The following is a 17,873-nucleotide window of genomic DNA, read 5'->3' on the forward strand; positions in this document are numbered from 1 at the left end:
AGCTCACACGAGATGGAGCGCGACGAGCAGCAGATCGATCAATTTGATGCCGACGAAGGGAACGAGGATGCCGCCTAACCCGTACATCAGCAGGTGGCGCCGCAACAGGAGTCCTGCCCCAAGCGGCCGGTACTTGATGCCTCTCAAGGCCAGGGGAATCAGCGCGATGATGATCAGGGCGTTCATGACCGCCGACAGGACCGCGCTTTCCGGTGTGGCGAGATGCATGACGTTGAGACGACCGAGGACCGGATAGGTCGTCGCAAAGGCGGCCGGGATGATCGCAAAGTATTTGGCGACGTCATTCGCGATGCTGAACGTCGTCAGCGCTCCCCTGGTCATCAACAACTGCTTCCCGATCTCGACCACCTCCAGTAGCTTGGTCGGGTTGGAATCCAGATCAACGAGATTGCCCGCTTCCTTTGCCGCCTGCGTGCCCGTGTTCATCGCTACGGCGACGTCGGCCTGCGCAAGTGCCGGGGCGTCATTCGTCCCATCCCCGGTCATGGCGACGAGTCGTCCTCCTGCTTGTAAATCTCGGATCAGCTGGAGCTTGGTCTCCGGGGTCGCCTGGGCCAGGAAATCATCCACTCCCGCCTCGGCCGCAACGGCGGCGGCGGTCAGTGGGTTATCGCCGGTAATCATGATGGTCTTGATGCCCATGTGGCGCAGCTGAGCAAACCGATCTTTGATGCCGCCCTTGACGATGTCTTTCAAATGGATGACGCCGAGGACCTTCCCGCCTTCAGCCACGACCAACGGCGTCCCGCCTTGTGCGGCAATCGTCTCAACCGTCTCACGAACCGAGGATGCGAACGTACCGCCCTGTTGCTTGACGTAGGCCTCGATGGTATCGGCCGCCCCTTTCCGGATCTCCCTTCCATTGAGGTTCACGCCGCTCATGCGCGTGTGTGCGGTGAAGGGAATGAACGTCGCGCCCAATTCATGAATCTCACGCGCGCGAAGACCATAGCGCTCCTTGGCCAAAATAACGATACTCCGTCCTTCGGGCGTTTCATCGGCCAGGGAGGACAGCTGCGCTGCATCGGCGAGTGCTTTCTCGTCGACTCCCTGGGCTGGAAGAAAGGCCGTAGCCTGTCGATTGCCCAACGTAATGGTTCCAGTTTTATCGAGCAGGAGCACGTCCACGTCGCCCGCCGCCTCTATGGCTTTCCCCGACGTCGCAATGACATTCGCCTGAACCATCCGGTCCATGCCGGCGATGCCGATTGCTGAGAGCAAGGCCCCGATGGTCGTCGGGATCAAGCAGACGAGGAGGGCGATGAGCACGGTGACCGTGACCGGCGTGCCGGAACCGGCGGCTTGAACGCTGTAGATCGAAAACGGAAGCAGGGTGACGGTCGCCAAGAGGAAGATGACGGTGAGGGCGGCCAGCAAAATGTTCAAGGCGATCTCGTTCGGGGTCTTTTGCCGCTTGGCCCCTTCAACCATCGCGATCATCCGATCGAGAAAACTCTCGCCGGGACTCGACGTGACGCGAATGATCAGCCAGTCCGAGAGCACCCGTGTGCCGCCCGTGACGGCGCTCCGGTCGCCCGGCTCTCGAATGACGGGAGCGCTTTCGCCGGTGATCGCGCTCTCGTCAACGGAGGCCACGCCCTCGATCACCTCGCCATCGGCTGGGATGAAATCCCCGGCTTCGGCCAGCACCAGGTCGCCCTTCTTGAGCAGGCTGGCGGGCTCCATCACATAGACCTCGCCCGGCCGTCCGAGAGAACTCGGCGCAATGATGCACTCGCGGCCCGCCGTCGGCCTGCCCAGTTTCTTGGCCTGCATCTCCCGGCGAGCCTGTCGCAGCGAGTCGGCCTGGGCCTTGCCGCGTCCTTCCGCCATCGCTTCGGCAACGTTCGCAAACAAGACTGTGAACCAGAGCCAGAGGGCAATGGCCAGGATGAACCCGGCCGGCGCCTCGCCCGTGTCGACCCAGGCCTGCACGAGGAGCCCGGTCGTGACGATACTGCCGACCCACACCACGAACATGACGGGGTTCTTGACTTGATGGCGAGGGCCGAGCTTCCAACAGGCATCGACCATAGCCTGGCGGACGATCGTCGCGTCAAAGAGCGAGCGGCCTTTTGGCTGCTTCCCACCAGCCGTCATCGTATCGCCCCCACCGAGCCGTGCACTGACGTCGTCATCACGAGGTGCTCCACGATCGGGCCGAGCGCCAATGCGGGCACAAAGGTCAGGGCGCCGACCAGGACGACGACACCGAGGAGCAGCACCACGAACAGCGGGGTGTGGGTCGGCAATGTCCCTGGCCCTGCGGGCACCAATTTCTTCCGGGCCAAAGCGCCGGCCAATGCCAACGTCGGAATGGCGAGCCAGAACCGGGCGATCAGCATCGCGACGGCGCCGGTCGTGTTGTAAAAGGGCGTGTTCGCGTTGAGGCCGGCAAAGGCGCTCCCGTTGTTGTTGCCCTGTGACGTGAAGGCATACAGGATCTCGCTGAACCCGTGCGGCCCCGGATTGAGCACGGAGGACCTGCCGGTATTGGTGGCAACCGCCACCGCGGTCAGACCGAGCACGACGATCGGCATGATCAGGATGACCAGCGAGGCCATTTTTATTTCGTAAGGTTCGATTTTCTTGCCAAGATATTCCGGCGTCCGACCGACCATGAGCCCGGCCACGAACACGGTAATGATGGCAAAGACGATCATGCCGTAGAGCCCGGAGCCCACTCCGCCGAACACTACTTCTCCGAAGTGCATGAGCAGGAGGGGCACAAGGCCCCCGAGTGGGGTGTAGGAATCATGCATGGAATTCACCGAGCCGTTCGACGCAGCCGTCGTCGCGGCCGCCCACAAGACGGAAGGGGCGATTCCAAACCGTGCTTCTTTCCCTTCCATATTCCCGCCCGCTTGTTCCGAGCTGGGGGTTTGATCGATCCCGAAGGGGATGAAGGCCGGATTGCCCTGTTGTTCGGCCCACAGCCCCGGAGGAATGACACACAGCAGCAGAATGGTCATCGCGGCAAGAAGAGCCCATCCTTGTCGGGTATCGCGCACCATGACCCCAAAGGTGTAGCAGAGCGCGGCCGGAATCAGCAGGATGGCGAGGAGCTCCGCAAAGTTGGACAAGGGCGTCGGGTTCTCAAACGGATGTGCCGAATTGACGTTGAAGAAGCCCCCGCCGTTCGTCCCCAGTTGCTTGATCGCGATCTGTGAGGCGGCCGGTCCGACAGCCAGCACCTGCTGCACAGCCGTCGTATCCTCGGTCTTCGGTTGCCCCTTCTCGTCCAGCACGGGCCGGCCGTTGGTATCGGTCACCGGGTTGGCATAGTGGGTCGGCTGGACCAGTGTCGAGGTTTGGGAGGACCCTAAGGTCTGCACAACGCCTTGCGAAACCAAGAGCAGCGCCATGAGCGCCGCAAGCGGGAGAAGAATGTACAAGACGGTCCGGACGAGGTCTCGCCAAAAATTGCCGATCGTCTCCGCCGTCCGTCGCGCCAGGCCTCGAATCAAGGCGACCAAGATCGCCATGCCGGTGGCGGCCGACACAAAGTGTTGGACGGTGAGGCCGAGCATCTGCGTGAGAGAGCTCAGGGTCGTCTCACCGCCGTAGGCCTGCCAATTGGTATTCGTCGTGAAGCTGACCGCCGTATTGAAGGCGAGATCCGGCGCGACCGCCGCTACGCCGGCCGGATTCAGCGGCAGCCACCCCTGCCCCCGCTGGAGCGCGTAGAGGACCGCGAGTCCAACGGCGTTGAACAGGAGCATCGCGAGGGCATACGTCTTCCAGTGCATCTCAGCTTCGTCCACACCGGCGAGGCGATAGATGAGTCGTTCAGCCGGTCCGAGCACGACATCGAGACCGCAGCGTTTGTCCTCGTACACCCGCGCCATGTACCAGCCGAGCGGCTTGACCAGCGCGAGGAAGACGCCGAAGTACACCGCGATCTGACTTGCACCGTTCAGGGTCATCAGAACCACTCCGCTTTGAGGAGGGCGATCATGAGATAGACGAGAAGCCCCAAGGAGAGCACGCCGCCGATCCAATACATGGCATTCATGCTCACACGCCTACAGCCGATCCAGCGCCGAAACCAGCCAGGCCGAGAGGGCAAAGAACAGCAGCGTGACCGCGACGAAGAGGATATCCATCGGCTCCGGCACCACTCGCACCATGTCGAGAAATGCGGCCATGTTTATCGGTATCACGGGGGATGTAAAAACGGTGTAAAAAGTGATCCGCCGAATACCTGACCCTAAGGCGAGTCCATCGTCCAGATCACGCTGAAGATGACCATGTGCTGGGCGGGCGTGAGGCCGATCACTCCGGGTGCGATCTCATTCCCTTTGAAGAATCCCCCGCCCGGTCCTCTCGATTCGTCATAGCGATATTCCAAGCGCATGATGGTGGTGGTCCGCTTGTACGGCAGTCTGTACTCCGCCGTCGTCGTGACCGCTCGGATGAGCTGCTCGAAGCCGGTGATGAGGCCATTGCGGTCCCAATACACTTCCGGCCTGAGCGCGACGCTCCACGGTCCCGTAATGTGCCACCGCATGGGGAACGCTGCCCCCATGTAAAAGGCACGCGGCTCGCCGATCGCACCGGCGGTCTTTTGGGTCCCCACCTGATACTCGCCGGCAAGGGTCACATCGTCGCTGATTGTCCATTCGACGATGCTGTCGGAAAATAACCGCCAGAATTCCAGAGACGTGTTCGATTGATCCGGCCCGTAATAGATGGTTTCCTTGAGGGTCCACGAAGATGTCGGCGTATACGCGAGTTGCGCCCCATAGCTCGGGAGGCTGTTGGCGTTCTGCAGATGGAAGTATTCGTTGATGATGAAGACCGCCCCGGTCCACTGATCCGTGAAGGGATAGACGGCGTTCACTCCCATCATCAGGTACGGGGAATAATCGGCAATCCAGGCTCGCGTGTAGTTGAAGTTGTCCTTGGCGTAGAGCGACTCGTAGCCGATGAGGCTGTTGAAAATACCGGCTTGGATGGTCAATCCGTTACCGACCGGAGCGAGATAGGAGACGTTGGCGCGGCCGAGGTGTCGCAGCCAGGAGGAGCCCGGGAGATGGGGCAGCCTGACGCCAAACGCGAAGTCCTTGGAGTCCTGCCCGCCCTGCGCCAGCAGTTCTAGACCAAACCGGGACTGCTCGGACGCATCCTTTTGGAGGTAAAGGGCCGCCATATTCACATCCAACTCATTGACTCGGGGCGTTGTGGCGCGGTTGCGAAACAGATGGTTCTCAGGGAAATTGAAGTTGAGTGCATAGCCGAGGTCCACGAAGCCACCGTGGTGCCAGAATGATTGAGAGGCTTGTCCCTGGTGAGGCGGCTCGCTGGTTGGATGCACTCTCGGTCCTTCGCGCAGGTCTTCTTTCGTTGGAAGATGGGAGTGGCTTTGAGGCCAGGCTGGAGTCGCTAGGGACAATACGACAGTGAAGGCGAGAACGAGTTCGGTCGTTTGCCTCCGGACTTTAAACTCGTGATGCATTGGTGTAGCTCGTTGAACAGTGGGCAACCTCGAAGTTCTGTCTCAAGCCTATCGTGACCGGTATAAAGACGGTGTCAAATTTCGAGGGAAGGATTCTGATCTTCGTTCGCTCTTTTCGGTGGGACCGTTGGCTTCGGCTGCTTGGTTAGTTCGACCACTGGAATAGCCAGAATGCGTGATCAGAGGCAGGCTTGCGGAGGACGGGAGAGAAGGCGGATTAGACGCTTGATCGGGTCTTGAGTGAGGCAGCCATGCAACAGCATGACAATCGATCATGTGAGGTTAAGCCCGCGGCGCGGCGTCTAGCTCGGCTTCACCGGCCGCTTATTGCTCCTCCTTATCGCAGTCAGCAAATCTATCAGGAAAGAAAGCACTGATTGAAAAGATCATCGCCGCCATCGCTCAACGTGACAGCACACCCTGGCGAGGGATCAAGAGGGAAGATGACCGGAGGTCTTGGATCTCCGCCGCGATGGCTCAACGCGGCGGCACACGCCAAGCGAGGGATGGAGAAGGAAGATGACTGGAGGTCTTGGATCTCCGCCGCGATGGCTCAACGCGGCGGCACACGCCAAGCGAGGGATGGAGAAGGAAGATGACTGGAGGTCTTGGATCTCCGCCGCGATGGCTCAACGCGGCGGCACACGCCAAGCGAGGGATGGTGCCCCCGACACGAATTGAACGTGCGACCCGCGGTTTAGGAAACCGCTGCTCTATCCGACTGAGCTACGGGGGCGTAGCGGTACGATACCCGACAGGGGGAGAGGAAGTCTAGGGTTTGCCGGAAACCTGGTGGGGGAACCGAGCTCTAGACGCGGGTCGGGCGCAACTCGGAGGAGTTGCGCCCGAGCGGAGACCCGCGGGTCGTCGTGACGCGCGGGTCGGCTAAAAGCGCCTGCGTGCCTCTTCGTCCCGGCGACAGCTTTCCTCGGCCACCATGCGTTGGCCGGGGGTCGCGTCTTTCGGGATCCGCGCCATGCACGCTTCCAGGGTGTCGCCGGGGGTGCCTGAGGCGACCGGGCGGGCGTCCTGCTGTCCGAAATCACGCCGGCACGTTTGCTCCGCCACCGAGCGCTGTCCCGCCGTGGCGTCTTTCGGGATGCTGTTCAGGCACGCCTGTAGAGGGTCGGCGGCCGCATTCGTTCCGCTCGTCGCGCTCATCGAGCTTCCGTTCGAGCCGGCCATCCCACCTTTGTCGCTCCCGGCACAAGCGCCCAGCATGAGACCGGCTGCGATGATCGAGACGAGAGAAAGAGATCGGATAGTCATCAGTCCCTCCTTATAGAAGTCAGGTGCATCACTATAGGGCCATCACCGGCGATTGGCAATAGGACATGTACTTACGTTCCTTCACTCCGCGCGGCAAACAGCTCGTGTCTCGTCGGAACTTGCGTGAGCAGATCCGACCGTGCTTGGTACAGGCCCGGTAAGCCGCGCCCGATGGCGTAGACCAGCCCGCCGGTTTGCGACCCCAACGCCAGCCGGCCCGCGACCTTGCCGTCCTTTCCTATGGCCGTGAACTCCGCCGCCGGCGACGCCAGGCCGTAGGGCGCCAACGGCCCCGCTTGTTTCACCACGCGGATTTCAGCCGGCAGCTCGACCACCCGGCTCACGAAGACGGCCGCCTTCTCCTGGTCGAGGGCCTTCGCCGGCTCCTCCTCCAGCACCCACACATTGTTCTGCCGGATCAACGTATAGTGTTCGGTCCGAGTTTTGACCTCCAGCATGGCGATGTCGTCCCCCTCGACGCCCAGGAGCCGCTTGTCCTGCAACGTGAACAGCTCCTTCGTCAGCTCTTTGATCGCCATCGGGTTGATCCGGTAGACCGGGCCGTCCCCGTTCGTCACGGCGAACGCCTCCCCGCTGTTCGGGTCCGGTTGGTAGAGCTTGACCATGACGTCATTGCCGCCCGCGTGCAGCGTGACCTTTACATCGGGCTTCGTCAACCGCCTCACCAGCTCGTCGCGCTCGGGCCCGGGATCGACAAAGCCGATCGCCTTGAGGTCCTCGATTTTCAGCAGCAGCGTCCGCACTTCGGGCTGGTCCGCCTGCGCCTCGATGGGATAGCGGATCACCCACTTCGGCTTGGCCTTATCCTTGTCCGATCGATACAACACGATCTCCGTCTTGGGGTAGGTCAAGCGGACCCGGTCCACCTGACCGGCGGTCACGGGCACGATATCCTTTTTGCGGAGATTGAAGAGCGTCTTATTGAGGAAGTCCTTCGCGGCAAGATCCGTCAACAGCACCTTCTTGTCGGACGCGCGCATGGCGTACAGCGTGGAGGAAATCGGCCCGCTGTCCCCGATGGACAGGGTCTCCTGCCGGCCGTCGGCGCTGACGACCAGCGACACCGCCGGCGGGTCCAGCCCGAAGGGCGCCAACGCCGCCGCCTGGTCTTCGACGACCCGGGTGACTTTCCCGACGACCAAGGCGCGGACCATCCCCTCCACCGTCCGTGCATCGGCCTCGGCTTGGAGCGGGGAGGTAATCTGCCACTTGTCGTTCTTGGTCAGCACGATCTCGCCGGTCGCCGTCCGCACCGTGAGGCCGCTGATCTCGCGCTCGGTGAACGGCAGAATTTGCTTCTCGGCGGTCTCGGCCTCGGTTTTCGACCGCTCCGTCGGGAGGTCGACGAAGTACACGTAGGCTCCGAGACCAGCGAGCGTGAGCGCCATCAGGATGGTCAACCAGTGTCGTCTCATGCCTTCAAGTGACCGCTGTGCGTCGGCTCGAGGTGAACGTGGGCGATCGCCGGCCGTGACGTCGGCGTAAGCCGTTTCCCATTAGAGCCGGCGTCAGAGCCGGCGTCGTTTTCTCCAGATCATCATGCCCCAGAGAAACGTCAGTGAGGGAAGGAGGAGGACCTGCACGTACAGGAGCACGCGTTCTTGCATCGGATTGGGGATGAAGGGACGGAAGGCCGGTTCCTTGGCCGTGATCGAGATCAGGTCGCGCTCTTCGGCGAGCCAGCCGATGACGTGCAGCAAGAAGTCCGTGTTCCCGGGAAAGTTGACGTAGGCGTTGGCTGCAAACGAGGAATTGCCGATCACGACGACGGCCGGGCTCGGTTTACCGGCCTCCGGGCGTGTCTTCGGCGTGAGCGCGAACGCCAGCGGCAGCGGGCCTTGCACGTCCTCCTGCGCGTTGAAGCTCACGACCCGTCCCTTCAAGTCCGTCTCGGCCCAGCTTCGCGGCGACGTGCGGGCCAGCGGCACATGCTCCCAATCCTTGCCTTGATCCTCATGAAAGACGAGATGGCGGGCCGTGGGGAAGAGGACCGCCGAGGTCAGATCCTGGGTAATGTCATGGTGGGTGAACGTGCGAACGAGCAGGGCGGTGAGATCGCCCTGCGCCAAGCGGTCCTGCAGATCGACCAGGACGCCCTTGCCGGCTTCCACGCCCCACTGCCCGAGCAGCCATCCCAAATCGGCCTCGACGTCGGGGTCGAGCATGATCAAGACGCGCCCGCCGCTCGCGACGTAACGCTGGAGGCGTTGCTGCTCTTCCTGCGTCACCGGGCGGCGCGGCCCTGCGACGACCAGCACGGCCGTGCCCGCCGGCACCTCGCTCTCTTGCAATAGGGACAGCGTGGCGGTGTCGTAGCCTTGTTTCGCCAGGGCATCCTTCACGAGGGAAAAGCCCATCCGTTCGGTGTCCCCGATCGCATGCTCCCCGTGCCCTTCCAAGAAGCGCACCTTCTTCTTGGATTCTCGGGAGACCCGGACGACGGCGCCGGTCAATTCCGCTTCGGACGGTGCGGTCACCCGGGTGGACTGCTCCCCGCTCTCGACGACCGCGGTGTCCAGGCGCGAGATCCCGTACTGTCGTGCGACGCCCGGCTTTCGCTCGGGATCGACGAACTCGACCTTCACCTTGTCGCTGGCCTGCCGGTAGCTGTCGAGGAGGTCCCGGTAGGTCGTGAACGACGGGCTGCGTTCCTGGGTGAACACCGTGAACTTGACGTCCTGCTTCAAGCCGCGCAGCACCTGAAACGTCTGCGGCGCCAGCGTAAAGTGCTGCGTTTCCGAGAAATCCCAGCGCGTCGAATGCCGGGCGGCCAGGAAGTTGACGATGACGAGGATCCCGACGAACAGCAGGACCATGAGGATGCTGTTGAATCCCAAGCGGGTGGACCGGCGCGCCGAAAACGCCTTGAGGGCCTCGAAGTGCGCGACGAAGAATCCCACCAGGCCGACGAGCCCGAGGACTTCGAACGCCGTGACCAGCCAGAGCTTCTCGGGAGCGAGGCTGTAGAGGACGAGGCCGCCGACGGCGAGCGCCGCGCCGACGATGCCCAATGCCGGTGTGAAGCGAGTCATCCCCATCGGCGTCGCCTCCCTACTTCCACCGTTGGGCCTCGACGACCCGATAGGCGAGAAAGAGCATGAGGATGATTCCCGAGAGGTAGTAGACGAGGTCCTTCGCCTCGATCAGCCCGCGGACCAGCCGATCGTAGTGCTCGATGAACGAGACATAGGAGAGGAGCGTGCCCAGCGGGCTGTCGCCGATCATGCCCCCGAAGGCGCCCAGCAACCACAGGATCAGGAGAAAGCCGAGGCTGAGGAACGCGGCGATGATCTGGTTTTCCGTCATCGCCGAAGCCAGCAGGCCCGTCGCCAGGAACAGGGCGCCCAGCAGGACGAGCCCGAGATAGCCGCTGAATACCGGGTTCCAATCGAAGCTGCTGAAGGCGGAGAGGATCAGCGGCACGAAGCCGGTCAACGCGAGCAGGCCCAGGTAGACGAGGTAGACGCTGAGGAACTTGCCGACGACGATTTCATTGAGGCCGATCGGAGAGGTGAGCAGCAATTCGAACGTCTTCAGCTTCCGCTCCTCGGCGAACAGCCGCATCGTCAGGATGGGCAGGATCAGCACCAGGACCAGCGCCATGTTGTAGAACGTGGGGCGGAAGACGAGATCGTTCAGGTTGAGCTGCGCGGCGGCGCCTTGGATCTGCATGAGTTGCATGGCGCGGACCCCGGCGCCGAAGACGTAGGCATAGGAGAACAGCCCGAAGATCAACAAAAAGACCGCGCCCACCACGTAGACCACGGGGGAGACGAAATAGGACCGAAGCTCTTTCGCGACGAGAGCGTTGACCGGCGTCATGGCGTGGCCTTCTGCGCGGCGGCTTCGGCGATCCCTTCTTCGTGCTGGGTCAGGCGCAAGAAGACGTCCTCGAGCGTCATCGTGATCGTTTTCAGCTCCAACAACCCCCATCCTTGGCCGACCACGAAGCGCGCGATGTCCTCACGGATGTCGCGCCCCAACTCGCATTCGACCAAGTAGGTCCCCGGCTCCGATTGCTCGAACAGGCCGACGATCCCCGGCAGCGTCCGGAGCCGCTGCGCGGCGTCGCTCGGCGCGTTCTTGATCGTCACGCTGATTTTCTCCGACCGGCGGAGCCGCGCCGAGAGTCGCTCGGGCGTGTCCTCCGCCACGATCCGGCCGGCGTTGATGATCACCACCCGCTGGCACACCGCGGTGGCCTCGGGCAGGATGTGCGTGCTCAAGATCACCGTGTGCGACCCGGCCAGGCTCTTGATCAGATCGCGGATCTCGATGATCTGCTTCGGGTCCAGGCCCACCGTCGGCTCGTCGAGGATCAACACCGGAGGGTCGTGCAGCAGGGCCTGAGCGAGGCCGACGCGCTGCTTGTAGCCGCGGGAGAGGTTGCCGATCAACCGATGTCGCACGTCGCCCAGCGACAGCCGCTCGACGACCTGGGCTTGCCGCGCCCGCAGATCGGCGGCGCTCATCCCTTTGAGCCGCCCCGTAAAGGTCAGGTACTCGGTGACCGTCAGCTCCTGGTAGAGGGGCGGGGTCTCGGGCAGATAGCCGACGCGGCGTTTGACCTCCTGCGGCTGCTCGAAGCAGTCATACCCGGCCACCCGCGCGGTCCCTTCCGTGGCCGGCATGAAGCAGGTCAGGATGCGCATGGTCGTCGTCTTCCCGGCTCCGTTGGGGCCGAGGAAGGCGAGGACCTCGCCCTTGGCCACGGTGAAGCTGACGCGGTCGATGGCCGTCAGGTGGCCATACCGCTTGGTCACGTCGACGACTTCGATCATCGGGAGACGGCTGGCGCGGCAGGTCGGAAGGTTCTGGCCATAAGAGAACCCGCGGCCTCAACAACCGGCCCGCGGGTCGCGGGAGGGATGATAACCATCGGGTTCGGGCCAGTCAAGCCCGAAGGCCGGACGGGTCCGCGCATTTGCCTGGTCACGGGATTTTGATATAGTACCTCCCCTTAATGAGCGGTCGCCGCCGGCCGGTTCGACTCCTTGGCCCGTCCGTCCACGCGGCCCCGACCCACGATTTGAAAAGGAGGAGATCGTGAAAGATGCCGGTCACTACCTCGTCGGCTTCATCGCAGGCCTGCTGCTCGCCGGATGTGCGGCGAAAGGCGAAGTGGTTCCGATCAACCTGATCCCCGTCGTCCAGACGAGCGCGGCCAAGCCTGAGGCGCATGTGGCCATCGAGACGTTCGAGGACACCAGGCCGGAACAGGGCCGTCTGGGCACGCGCCAACATTTTTGGGGCGGGCAGTCCTATTTCGAGATCCCGGGAGGTAAAGCCGGCGAGGCGGTGGCGAAGGCGGTGCACGATTACCTGAAGGCGAAGGGCTGGCACGTCGAGATGGCGCGGTCCTTGGACGGGGTTGAGAAGCCCGACGTGGTCCTCTCGGGCAAGATCCTCACGCTCTCGGTCGACGCGCAGAGCAAGTTCATGAAGACGGAGATCGCGGCGAAGACCAAGATCGCGATCCAGGCGCAGAATGCCGCGGACGGCAGCATCGTCCGGATGACGCTCAACGGCGCCGGCAACGAGAACGTCTTCTGGTTCGATCCGGAAGATGCCCAGAAGCTGCTCAACGACGTCCTGGTGGAAAGCCTCGACAAGCTGGTCACCGATACGAAGTTCGAGAACCGGCTGCTGCGCTTGAAGCAGTAGGGGGTGGAACCGGACTGACCCGACACGCGGCGGAGAGGGCCGAGGCGCCTGGCCCTCGTCGAGGGCCGGCTACGAGGGGGGAGTGCCGGCCAACCCGAGCAACCGCCGGATGCCGTCGAGCGGTATCCCGATCCAATCCGGGCGGTTGTTGAGTTCGTACCCGAGCTCGTAGACGGCCTTGTCCAATTCGAACAGCGCCAGTAATTCGGTGAATCGAGCGCGGTCCGCGGGGAGGAAAGAGACCTGCCCGACCGGGGCCGCCTCGAGATAGCCGTCCAAGAACGCGCGGCGGGCGAGGCCGACCCAGGCCTCGGCCAACCGAACCTCGCGGGCCTCGCGCCGTTCCGGTCCGTACGCGGTCGAGGCTGCGTAATCGAACGACCGCAACATCCCGGCCACATCTTTCAACGCACACTGCTTGGCGCGCCGCGCCGCGAGGGGACGGGCGGGTTCGCCCTCGAAGTCCAGGATCACCCAGGCCTGATCCGTCTCGCTCCGGATGACCTGGCCCAAATGATAATCGCCGTGGACCCGGATCTTCTCAAGTGTTTCCGCCTCGAACCGGGTCCATCCCTCACAGGTGGCCAGGCTCCGCCGTTGGATCTCTTCCACGTCGCGCAGATCGGCCGACCGTGTGCCGGAGGCCGCTGAACCGCGGCGTAGCTGCGACAGGACGGCGCGGATCTGATCGACCATCCCATCGTGCCAGGCCTGCCAATCGAGCCGCGAGACCGGTTCGGGCCGGAAGGCCGGATCGTCGGTCTCTCGGCCGAGCGCCCGGTGGAGCGCGGCGGTAACGCTCCCCAGCCGCTGCATCTGCTCGATGAACGGCCCCGACCGCCGCTGAACGACCGCCTCGACCTCGCGCGGACTCGCCGGCTCCTCCTGTAGGGTCGCCTGCACCTGCCGGGCCTCCGACACGGCATACCGCCACGCATCGCCGCGATTCGGAATGAACGTCTGGAGCAGGGCGGCGGAGGCCTGGAGCAGCGTGCCGTCCGGGGAGGAGGCTTCGTACTCCACGGCTCCAAGGAACACGGGAACGTGTCGAAAGTCGGTGTGCGTCGTGAGGAAGTGGAGGACCTCGCGATCCGGGTTGATGCCCGGCTCCACTTTCCGGAGGACCTTCAGCATCACCCGGTCGTCACAGACGACCGAGGTGTTGCTCTGCTCGCCCGAGAGCCGCCTGGCGTGCCGAACGGGGGCGTCGAGGAGGCCGGCGGCCGCCGACGTCCGCCGCCCGGTGAAGAGCCCGCGCTCGCTCGTCCACTGGCATTCGTTCACGATGCCGTCGATCAGGGCCAGGCATCCGGCTTCATCCGCGGTCGCGTCGACGGCCTTCCGTGGTTCGAGCGTGGGGAGCGGAAGCGTGGGGCTCGAGCGTTCCTGTCCGGACGGGGGAACGATGACGAGCGGGACGAGGTAGAGGTCGGGCGGGCCGTCGGCATAATCGACTTGGACGATCGCGAGCACCATCGGGCGCCCGCTGCGGGGGACCGGGGCATAGTCGAAGAGGCGGACCGTCTCGATCCGGCGGTCCTTCGCGCGGAACCAGCGCTGCTGAACCAGGTAAGCGGGGAGGCGGTCGGCGTCCCGATGCAAGGCGTCGACGGCCGCCCGGATGTCGGCCTCCACGATCATCGACGCCCGATCTTCTGCTCGATGCGAAACCAGTAGTAGCCGTAGGGCGCGAGGCTGAGCTGATAGGGGTGCTCGGCGACTCGTGGAAACCGTGTTTCTCCGATGAGCTCGACCACGTCGGCCCCGATGAAACGGCGCAGGTCCAGCTCGACGGGCTGGGCGGTGCCCGCGAGGTTGTTGACGATCAGCAAGGTCTCTCCTTCGTACTTCCGCACGTAGGCCAGAATCGAGCGGTTGGCCGGCTTGAGGAACTCCAAGGTGCCGCGGCCGAACGTCTTGTGCCGTTTGCGGACGGCCAGCATCCGCTTCGTCCAGTTGAGCAGCGAGTTCGGAACCCGGAGCTGCGCCTCGACGTTCAAGGCCTGATAGCCGTAAACCGGATCCACGTTCAGCGGCAGGTACAACTGCGCGGTCTCCGCGCGCGAGAACCCGGCGTTCCGGTCCCCCGTCCACTGCATGGGCGTGCGCACCCCGTTGCGGTCGCCCAGATAAATATTGTCCCCCATCCCCAGCTCGTCGCCGTAATAGAGGACCGGGGTGCCCGGCATCGTGAGCAGCAGGCTGTTGAGCAGCTCGATCTTCCGACGGTCGTTGTCCATCAGCGGGGCCAGCCGCCGGCGAATGCCGATGTTGATGCGCATGCGGGGATCGGTGCAGTACTCGCGGTAGAGATAGTCGCGCTCGTCGTCGGTGACCATCTCCAGGGTCAGCTCATCGTGGTTCCTGAGGAACAGCGCCCATTGGCAGTTGGGGGGGATCGGCGGCGTCTGCATCAGGATCTCGGTGATCGGATGGCGGTCGGCCTTCTTGATCGCCATGAAGATGCGGGGCATCAAGGGGAAATGGAAGGCCATGTGGAACTCGTCGCCGTTGGCGAAATAGGGCCGGACGTCGGCCGGCCATTGGTTCGCTTCGGCGAGCAGCATGCGGTCCTCGAACTCGGCGTCGACCGCCCGCCGGATCTCCTTGAGGATCTCGTGCGTCTCGGGGAGGTTCTCGCAACTCGTTCCTTCGCGCTCGACCAGGTACGGCACGGCGTCGACCCGCAAGCCGTCGACGCCCTTGCTCAGCCAGAACTTCATGATCGTGATGACTTCTTCCAGGACGCGCGGGTTGTCGAAGTTCAGATCGGGCTGGTGGCTGAAGAACCGGTGCCAGTAGTAGAGCTTGGCCTCCGGGTCCCACGCCCAATTGGATCGTTCGGTGTCCGTGAAGATGATCCGCGTCCCGGCGTATTTCTTGTCCGTGTCGCTCCAGACGTAGTAGTCGCGGTACGGTGAAGAGGGGTTCCGGCGGGCCTCCTGGAACCACGGGTGCTGATCCGACGTATGGTTGATGACCAACTCGGTGATGACGCGGATCCCGCGGCGATGGGCTTCATCGAGAAAGACCTCGAAGTCCTTCATCGTCCCGTAGTCTTTGTGGATGTCGAGATAGTCGGCGATGTCGTAACCGTCGTCTTTGAACGGCGAGGGATACATCGGCAGCAGCCACAGGGCCGTGACGCCAAGATCCTGGATGTAGTCGAGCTTCTCGGTCAGCCCGCGGAAGTCGCCGATGCCGTTGGCGTTCGAATCCAGGAACGCCTTGACGTGCAGCTCGTAGATGATCGCGTCTTTGTACCAGAGAGGATCAGTCATTCAAGCCATCAGCTCTCAGCCATCAGCTTTGGGATTTGGTGATCGCTGGCGGCTGAGTGCTTCTCTGCTACATGAAATAGTCATAGTCCTGCTCCCGCCGCGTCCAGCGCCGGACCGCGAAAATCGCCGCGGGATCTCGGAACGGGTCCAACAGGATCGTGTGGGTGTCCCCGGTCACGAGATACCGGCGCTCGGTCAGCAGGTCATGGAGCTGATAGGTCTCGTCCGCACGGATGCCCAGGTCGGCGAGCGGGATGACCAGGCGGGCGGTCTGCGTTTGGAACGGGTTGAGGTTGACGGCCACGAGCACCGTATTCAGCCGGTCGAAGGTCGTCTTTCCGTAATAGAGGACCTGGTCGTTGTCCGTCTCGTAGAAACGCAGATTTTCATATTCATGCAGCGCCGGCTGCTCTCGGCGGATCCGATTGACGGTGGTGATGTAGTCGACGAGGTTGCCCGGACGATCCCAATCCCACACCTTGTACTCGTATTTCTCGGAGTGGAGATATTCCTCGGTGCCGGGGATGGCGCGGTTCTCGCACAGCTCGTAGCCGTTGTAGATCCCGTACGACGGCGACAGGGTGGCGGCGAGGACCAGGCGCGACATGAACGCGGGCCGGCCGCCTTGTTGGAGGATCTCCGGCAGGATGTCCGGCGTGTTCGTAAAGAAGTTCGGCCGAAAGTATTCCTTCATCTCGCTCTGGGTCAGCTCCGTCAAGTAGTCGGTCAGCTCTTGCTTCGAGTTGCGCCAGGTGAAGTACGTGTACGACTGCGTGAAGCCGGCCTTCGCGAGCGCCCGCATCATCTTCGGCCGCGTAAAGGCCTCGGACAGGAAGATCACCTCCGGGTGGTTCCGCTGAACCTCGCGGATCAGCCATTCCCAGAACATCACCGGTTTGGTGTGCGGATTGTCGACCCGGAAGATATGGACCCCGTGGTCGATCCAGAACAGGATGATCCGTTTCATCTCGTTCCAGAGCGCCCGCCAGTCTCGGCAGTAGAAGTCCAGCGGATAGATGTCCTGGTACTTCTTCGGCGGGTTCTCGGCGTATTTGATGGTCCCGTCCGGTCGGTGATAGAACCACTCGGGGTGCTGCCTGACGTATGGATGATCCGGCGAGCAGTTGATCGCGAAGTCCAGGGCGACTTCCATGCCGTGACGCCGGACGGCGGCCACGAACCGGTCGAAATCCTGGAGCGTTCCGAGGCTCGGCTCGACGGCATCGTGCCCCCCGTGCTCGTTGCCGATCGCATAGGGGCTTCCGGGGTCGTCAGGTCCCGCGTCGAGCCGGTTGTTCGGGCCCTTCCGGTTCGTCCGGCCGATCGGGTGGATCGGCGGCAGGTACAGGACATCGAACCCCATCGCCTGGATCGCCGGGAGCCGGCGCTCGCAATCTTTGAACGTGGCGCTTCGGCCGGGCACGGTGCCCTGCGAACGCGGGAACATCTCGTACCAGGCGCCGTACCGGGCGAGGACGCGATCGACCACGACCTCGAGCTCTTTGGGATAGATCGTGAGCGCGCCCCGCTCCTCATGGACGCGCACGAGTTGCGCCAGGCTCTCGGCGAGCGCCCAGTCGGCCTGTTCGGCCTGCGTCGCTGATGTCGTCCATCGATGCAGGCTCTGCCGAAGCTGAACCTGGTCGCTCCCGTGCGCGCGCTCGGCTGCCGCCTCGACCAAGGCGCGTCCCTCCAACAGCTCGCTTCCGATGTCCGGCTGGGTCTTGAGTTTCTTGGCGATCTCTTGCCGCCACGATTCGAAGGGGGAGACCCAGGCGACGATCGTGTAGCGGTAGCGCGTGTTCTCGGTCAGGTCGAACCATCCGGCCCAGCGATCGTTGTCGACATGGACCATGGGGGACTCTCGCCACGCCGATTCATCGGCCTTTCGAAAGCGGACGACCGCGGCCAACACGTCGTGGCCTTCCTTGAAGATGTCCGCGGTGACCTCCAAGCGGTCCCCCACTTCTCGCTTGACCGGGTAGCGCCCGCCGTCGAGCTCGGGAGCGACCCGCTCGATCACGATCGTGGCGAGGCCGTCGGGAAGCTCGCGCGCGGGAGCCGGCTCGTCGGCCGGGCGCGGCGCGCTGAGCGTCGCCCTCGGCGACGCGCCCTTCTTCTCTTCCTCTCGCGGTGTCCGTGAGCTCATCGTCCGCCGT

General features: G+C 63.4%; 14 protein-coding genes and 1 tRNA gene. 1 reads left to right on the forward strand and 14 read right to left on the reverse strand.

Annotated features, from left to right (window positions below; translation table 11 throughout):
* Positions 1-3 precede the first annotated feature (3 nt).
* The 11 genes from kdpB to ACWHYV_RS06525 all read right to left on the reverse strand — a co-directional run bounded on the left by kdpB (position 4) and on the right by ACWHYV_RS06525 (position 11,550).
* Positions 4-2,121 (reverse strand): potassium-transporting ATPase subunit KdpB, encoded by a 2,118-nt coding sequence (gene kdpB / locus ACWHYV_RS06475; protein WP_447979843.1) that lies wholly within the window; start codon positions 2,119-2,121, stop codon positions 4-6.
* Entirely contained in the window at positions 2,118-3,947 is a 1,830-nt protein-coding gene (gene kdpA, locus ACWHYV_RS06480; protein WP_447979844.1) for a potassium-transporting ATPase subunit KdpA, read from the reverse strand. The genes kdpB and kdpA overlap by 4 nt, the downstream gene beginning before the upstream one ends.
* The gene (gene kdpF, locus ACWHYV_RS06485) at positions 3,947-4,036 is read right to left on the reverse strand and encodes a K(+)-transporting ATPase subunit F (RefSeq protein WP_447979845.1); all 90 of its coding nucleotides are present in this window, start codon (positions 4,034-4,036) and stop codon (positions 3,947-3,949) included. Before kdpF ends, kdpA begins: the two co-directional genes overlap by 1 nt.
* Before the next feature lie 10 nt (positions 4,037-4,046).
* A complete protein-coding gene (locus tag ACWHYV_RS06490) occupies positions 4,047-4,169 on the reverse strand; it encodes a hypothetical protein (RefSeq protein WP_447979846.1) in 123 nt (40 codons plus the stop codon).
* A gap of 62 nt (positions 4,170-4,231) precedes the next feature.
* A complete protein-coding gene (locus tag ACWHYV_RS06495) occupies positions 4,232-5,479 on the reverse strand; it encodes an outer membrane beta-barrel protein (protein WP_447979847.1) in 1,248 nt (415 codons plus the stop codon).
* Positions 5,480-6,138: 659 nt separating this feature from the next.
* Positions 6,139-6,215, reverse strand: a tRNA-Arg gene (locus ACWHYV_RS06500).
* 149 nt (positions 6,216-6,364) lie between these two features.
* A complete protein-coding gene (locus ACWHYV_RS06505) occupies positions 6,365-6,748 on the reverse strand; it encodes a hypothetical protein (protein WP_447979848.1) in 384 nt (127 codons plus the stop codon).
* A gap of 71 nt (positions 6,749-6,819) precedes the next feature.
* On the reverse strand, positions 6,820-8,184 hold the full coding sequence (locus ACWHYV_RS06510; RefSeq protein WP_447979849.1) for a DUF4340 domain-containing protein: 1,365 nt from the start codon (positions 8,182-8,184) through the stop codon (positions 6,820-6,822).
* Between the two features lie 93 nt (positions 8,185-8,277).
* Positions 8,278-9,807 (reverse strand): DUF4350 domain-containing protein, encoded by a 1,530-nt coding sequence (locus ACWHYV_RS06515; RefSeq protein WP_447979850.1) that lies wholly within the window; start codon positions 9,805-9,807, stop codon positions 8,278-8,280.
* Positions 9,808-9,820: 13 nt separating this feature from the next.
* Entirely contained in the window at positions 9,821-10,591 is a 771-nt protein-coding gene (locus ACWHYV_RS06520) for an ABC transporter permease (protein ID WP_447979851.1), read from the reverse strand.
* Positions 10,588-11,550 carry an ABC transporter ATP-binding protein gene (locus ACWHYV_RS06525; RefSeq protein WP_447979852.1) on the reverse strand — a complete coding sequence of 321 codons (963 nt, stop codon included), beginning with the start codon at positions 11,548-11,550 and terminating at the stop codon, positions 10,588-10,590. The genes ACWHYV_RS06520 and ACWHYV_RS06525 overlap by 4 nt, the downstream gene beginning before the upstream one ends.
* A gap of 265 nt (positions 11,551-11,815) precedes the next feature.
* On the opposite strand from ACWHYV_RS06525, the gene ACWHYV_RS06530 reads away from it, so the two are divergent.
* A complete protein-coding gene (locus ACWHYV_RS06530; protein WP_447979853.1) occupies positions 11,816-12,433 on the forward strand; it encodes a YajG family lipoprotein in 618 nt (205 codons plus the stop codon).
* A gap of 69 nt (positions 12,434-12,502) precedes the next feature.
* On the opposite strand, the gene ACWHYV_RS06535 is transcribed toward ACWHYV_RS06530, so the two are convergent.
* The 3 genes from ACWHYV_RS06535 to ACWHYV_RS06545 form a co-directional block, all read right to left on the reverse strand.
* Entirely contained in the window at positions 12,503-14,074 is a 1,572-nt protein-coding gene (locus tag ACWHYV_RS06535) for a maltokinase N-terminal cap-like domain-containing protein (protein WP_447979854.1), read from the reverse strand.
* Positions 14,071-15,714, reverse strand: coding sequence for a maltose alpha-D-glucosyltransferase (treS, locus tag ACWHYV_RS06540; RefSeq protein WP_447979855.1), 1,644 nt, complete (start codon positions 15,712-15,714; stop codon positions 14,071-14,073). Before treS ends, ACWHYV_RS06535 begins: the two co-directional genes overlap by 4 nt.
* Before the next feature lie 67 nt (positions 15,715-15,781).
* Positions 15,782-17,863 carry an alpha-1,4-glucan--maltose-1-phosphate maltosyltransferase gene (locus ACWHYV_RS06545; protein ID WP_447979856.1) on the reverse strand — a complete coding sequence of 694 codons (2,082 nt, stop codon included), beginning with the start codon at positions 17,861-17,863 and terminating at the stop codon, positions 15,782-15,784.
* Between the last annotated feature and the right edge of the window lie 10 nt (positions 17,864-17,873).

This window comes from Candidatus Nitrospira bockiana, from assembly GCF_965152565.1.

Excerpts from the sequence above, each read along its gene's own strand:
- ACWHYV_RS06525 (WP_447979852.1), bottom strand. The coding sequence starts at position 11,550 with ATGATCGAAGTCGTCGACGTGACCAAGCGGTATGGCCACCTGACGGCC.
- ACWHYV_RS06495 (WP_447979847.1), bottom strand. The coding sequence starts at position 5,479 with ATGCATCACGAGTTTAAAGTCCGGAGGCAAACGACCGAACTCGTTCTC.
- ACWHYV_RS06535 (WP_447979854.1), bottom strand. The coding sequence starts at position 14,074 with ATGATCGTGGAGGCCGACATCCGGGCGGCCGTCGACGCCTTGCATCGG.
- ACWHYV_RS06520 (WP_447979851.1), bottom strand. The coding sequence starts at position 10,591 with ATGACGCCGGTCAACGCTCTCGTCGCGAAAGAGCTTCGGTCCTATTTC.
- kdpB (WP_447979843.1), bottom strand. The coding sequence starts at position 2,121 with ATGACGGCTGGTGGGAAGCAGCCAAAAGGCCGCTCGCTCTTTGACGCG.
- ACWHYV_RS06510 (WP_447979849.1), bottom strand. The coding sequence starts at position 8,184 with ATGAGACGACACTGGTTGACCATCCTGATGGCGCTCACGCTCGCTGGT.
- kdpA (WP_447979844.1), bottom strand. The coding sequence starts at position 3,947 with ATGACCCTGAACGGTGCAAGTCAGATCGCGGTGTACTTCGGCGTCTTC.
- kdpF (WP_447979845.1), bottom strand. The coding sequence starts at position 4,036 with ATGAATGCCATGTATTGGATCGGCGGCGTGCTCTCCTTGGGGCTTCTC.
- ACWHYV_RS06505 (WP_447979848.1), bottom strand. The coding sequence starts at position 6,748 with ATGACTATCCGATCTCTTTCTCTCGTCTCGATCATCGCAGCCGGTCTC.
- ACWHYV_RS06515 (WP_447979850.1), bottom strand. The coding sequence starts at position 9,807 with ATGGGGATGACTCGCTTCACACCGGCATTGGGCATCGTCGGCGCGGCG.
- ACWHYV_RS06545 (WP_447979856.1), bottom strand. The coding sequence starts at position 17,863 with ATGAGCTCACGGACACCGCGAGAGGAAGAGAAGAAGGGCGCGTCGCCG.
- treS (WP_447979855.1), bottom strand. The coding sequence starts at position 15,714 with ATGACTGATCCTCTCTGGTACAAAGACGCGATCATCTACGAGCTGCAC.
- ACWHYV_RS06490 (WP_447979846.1), bottom strand. The coding sequence starts at position 4,169 with ATGGCCGCATTTCTCGACATGGTGCGAGTGGTGCCGGAGCCGATGGAT.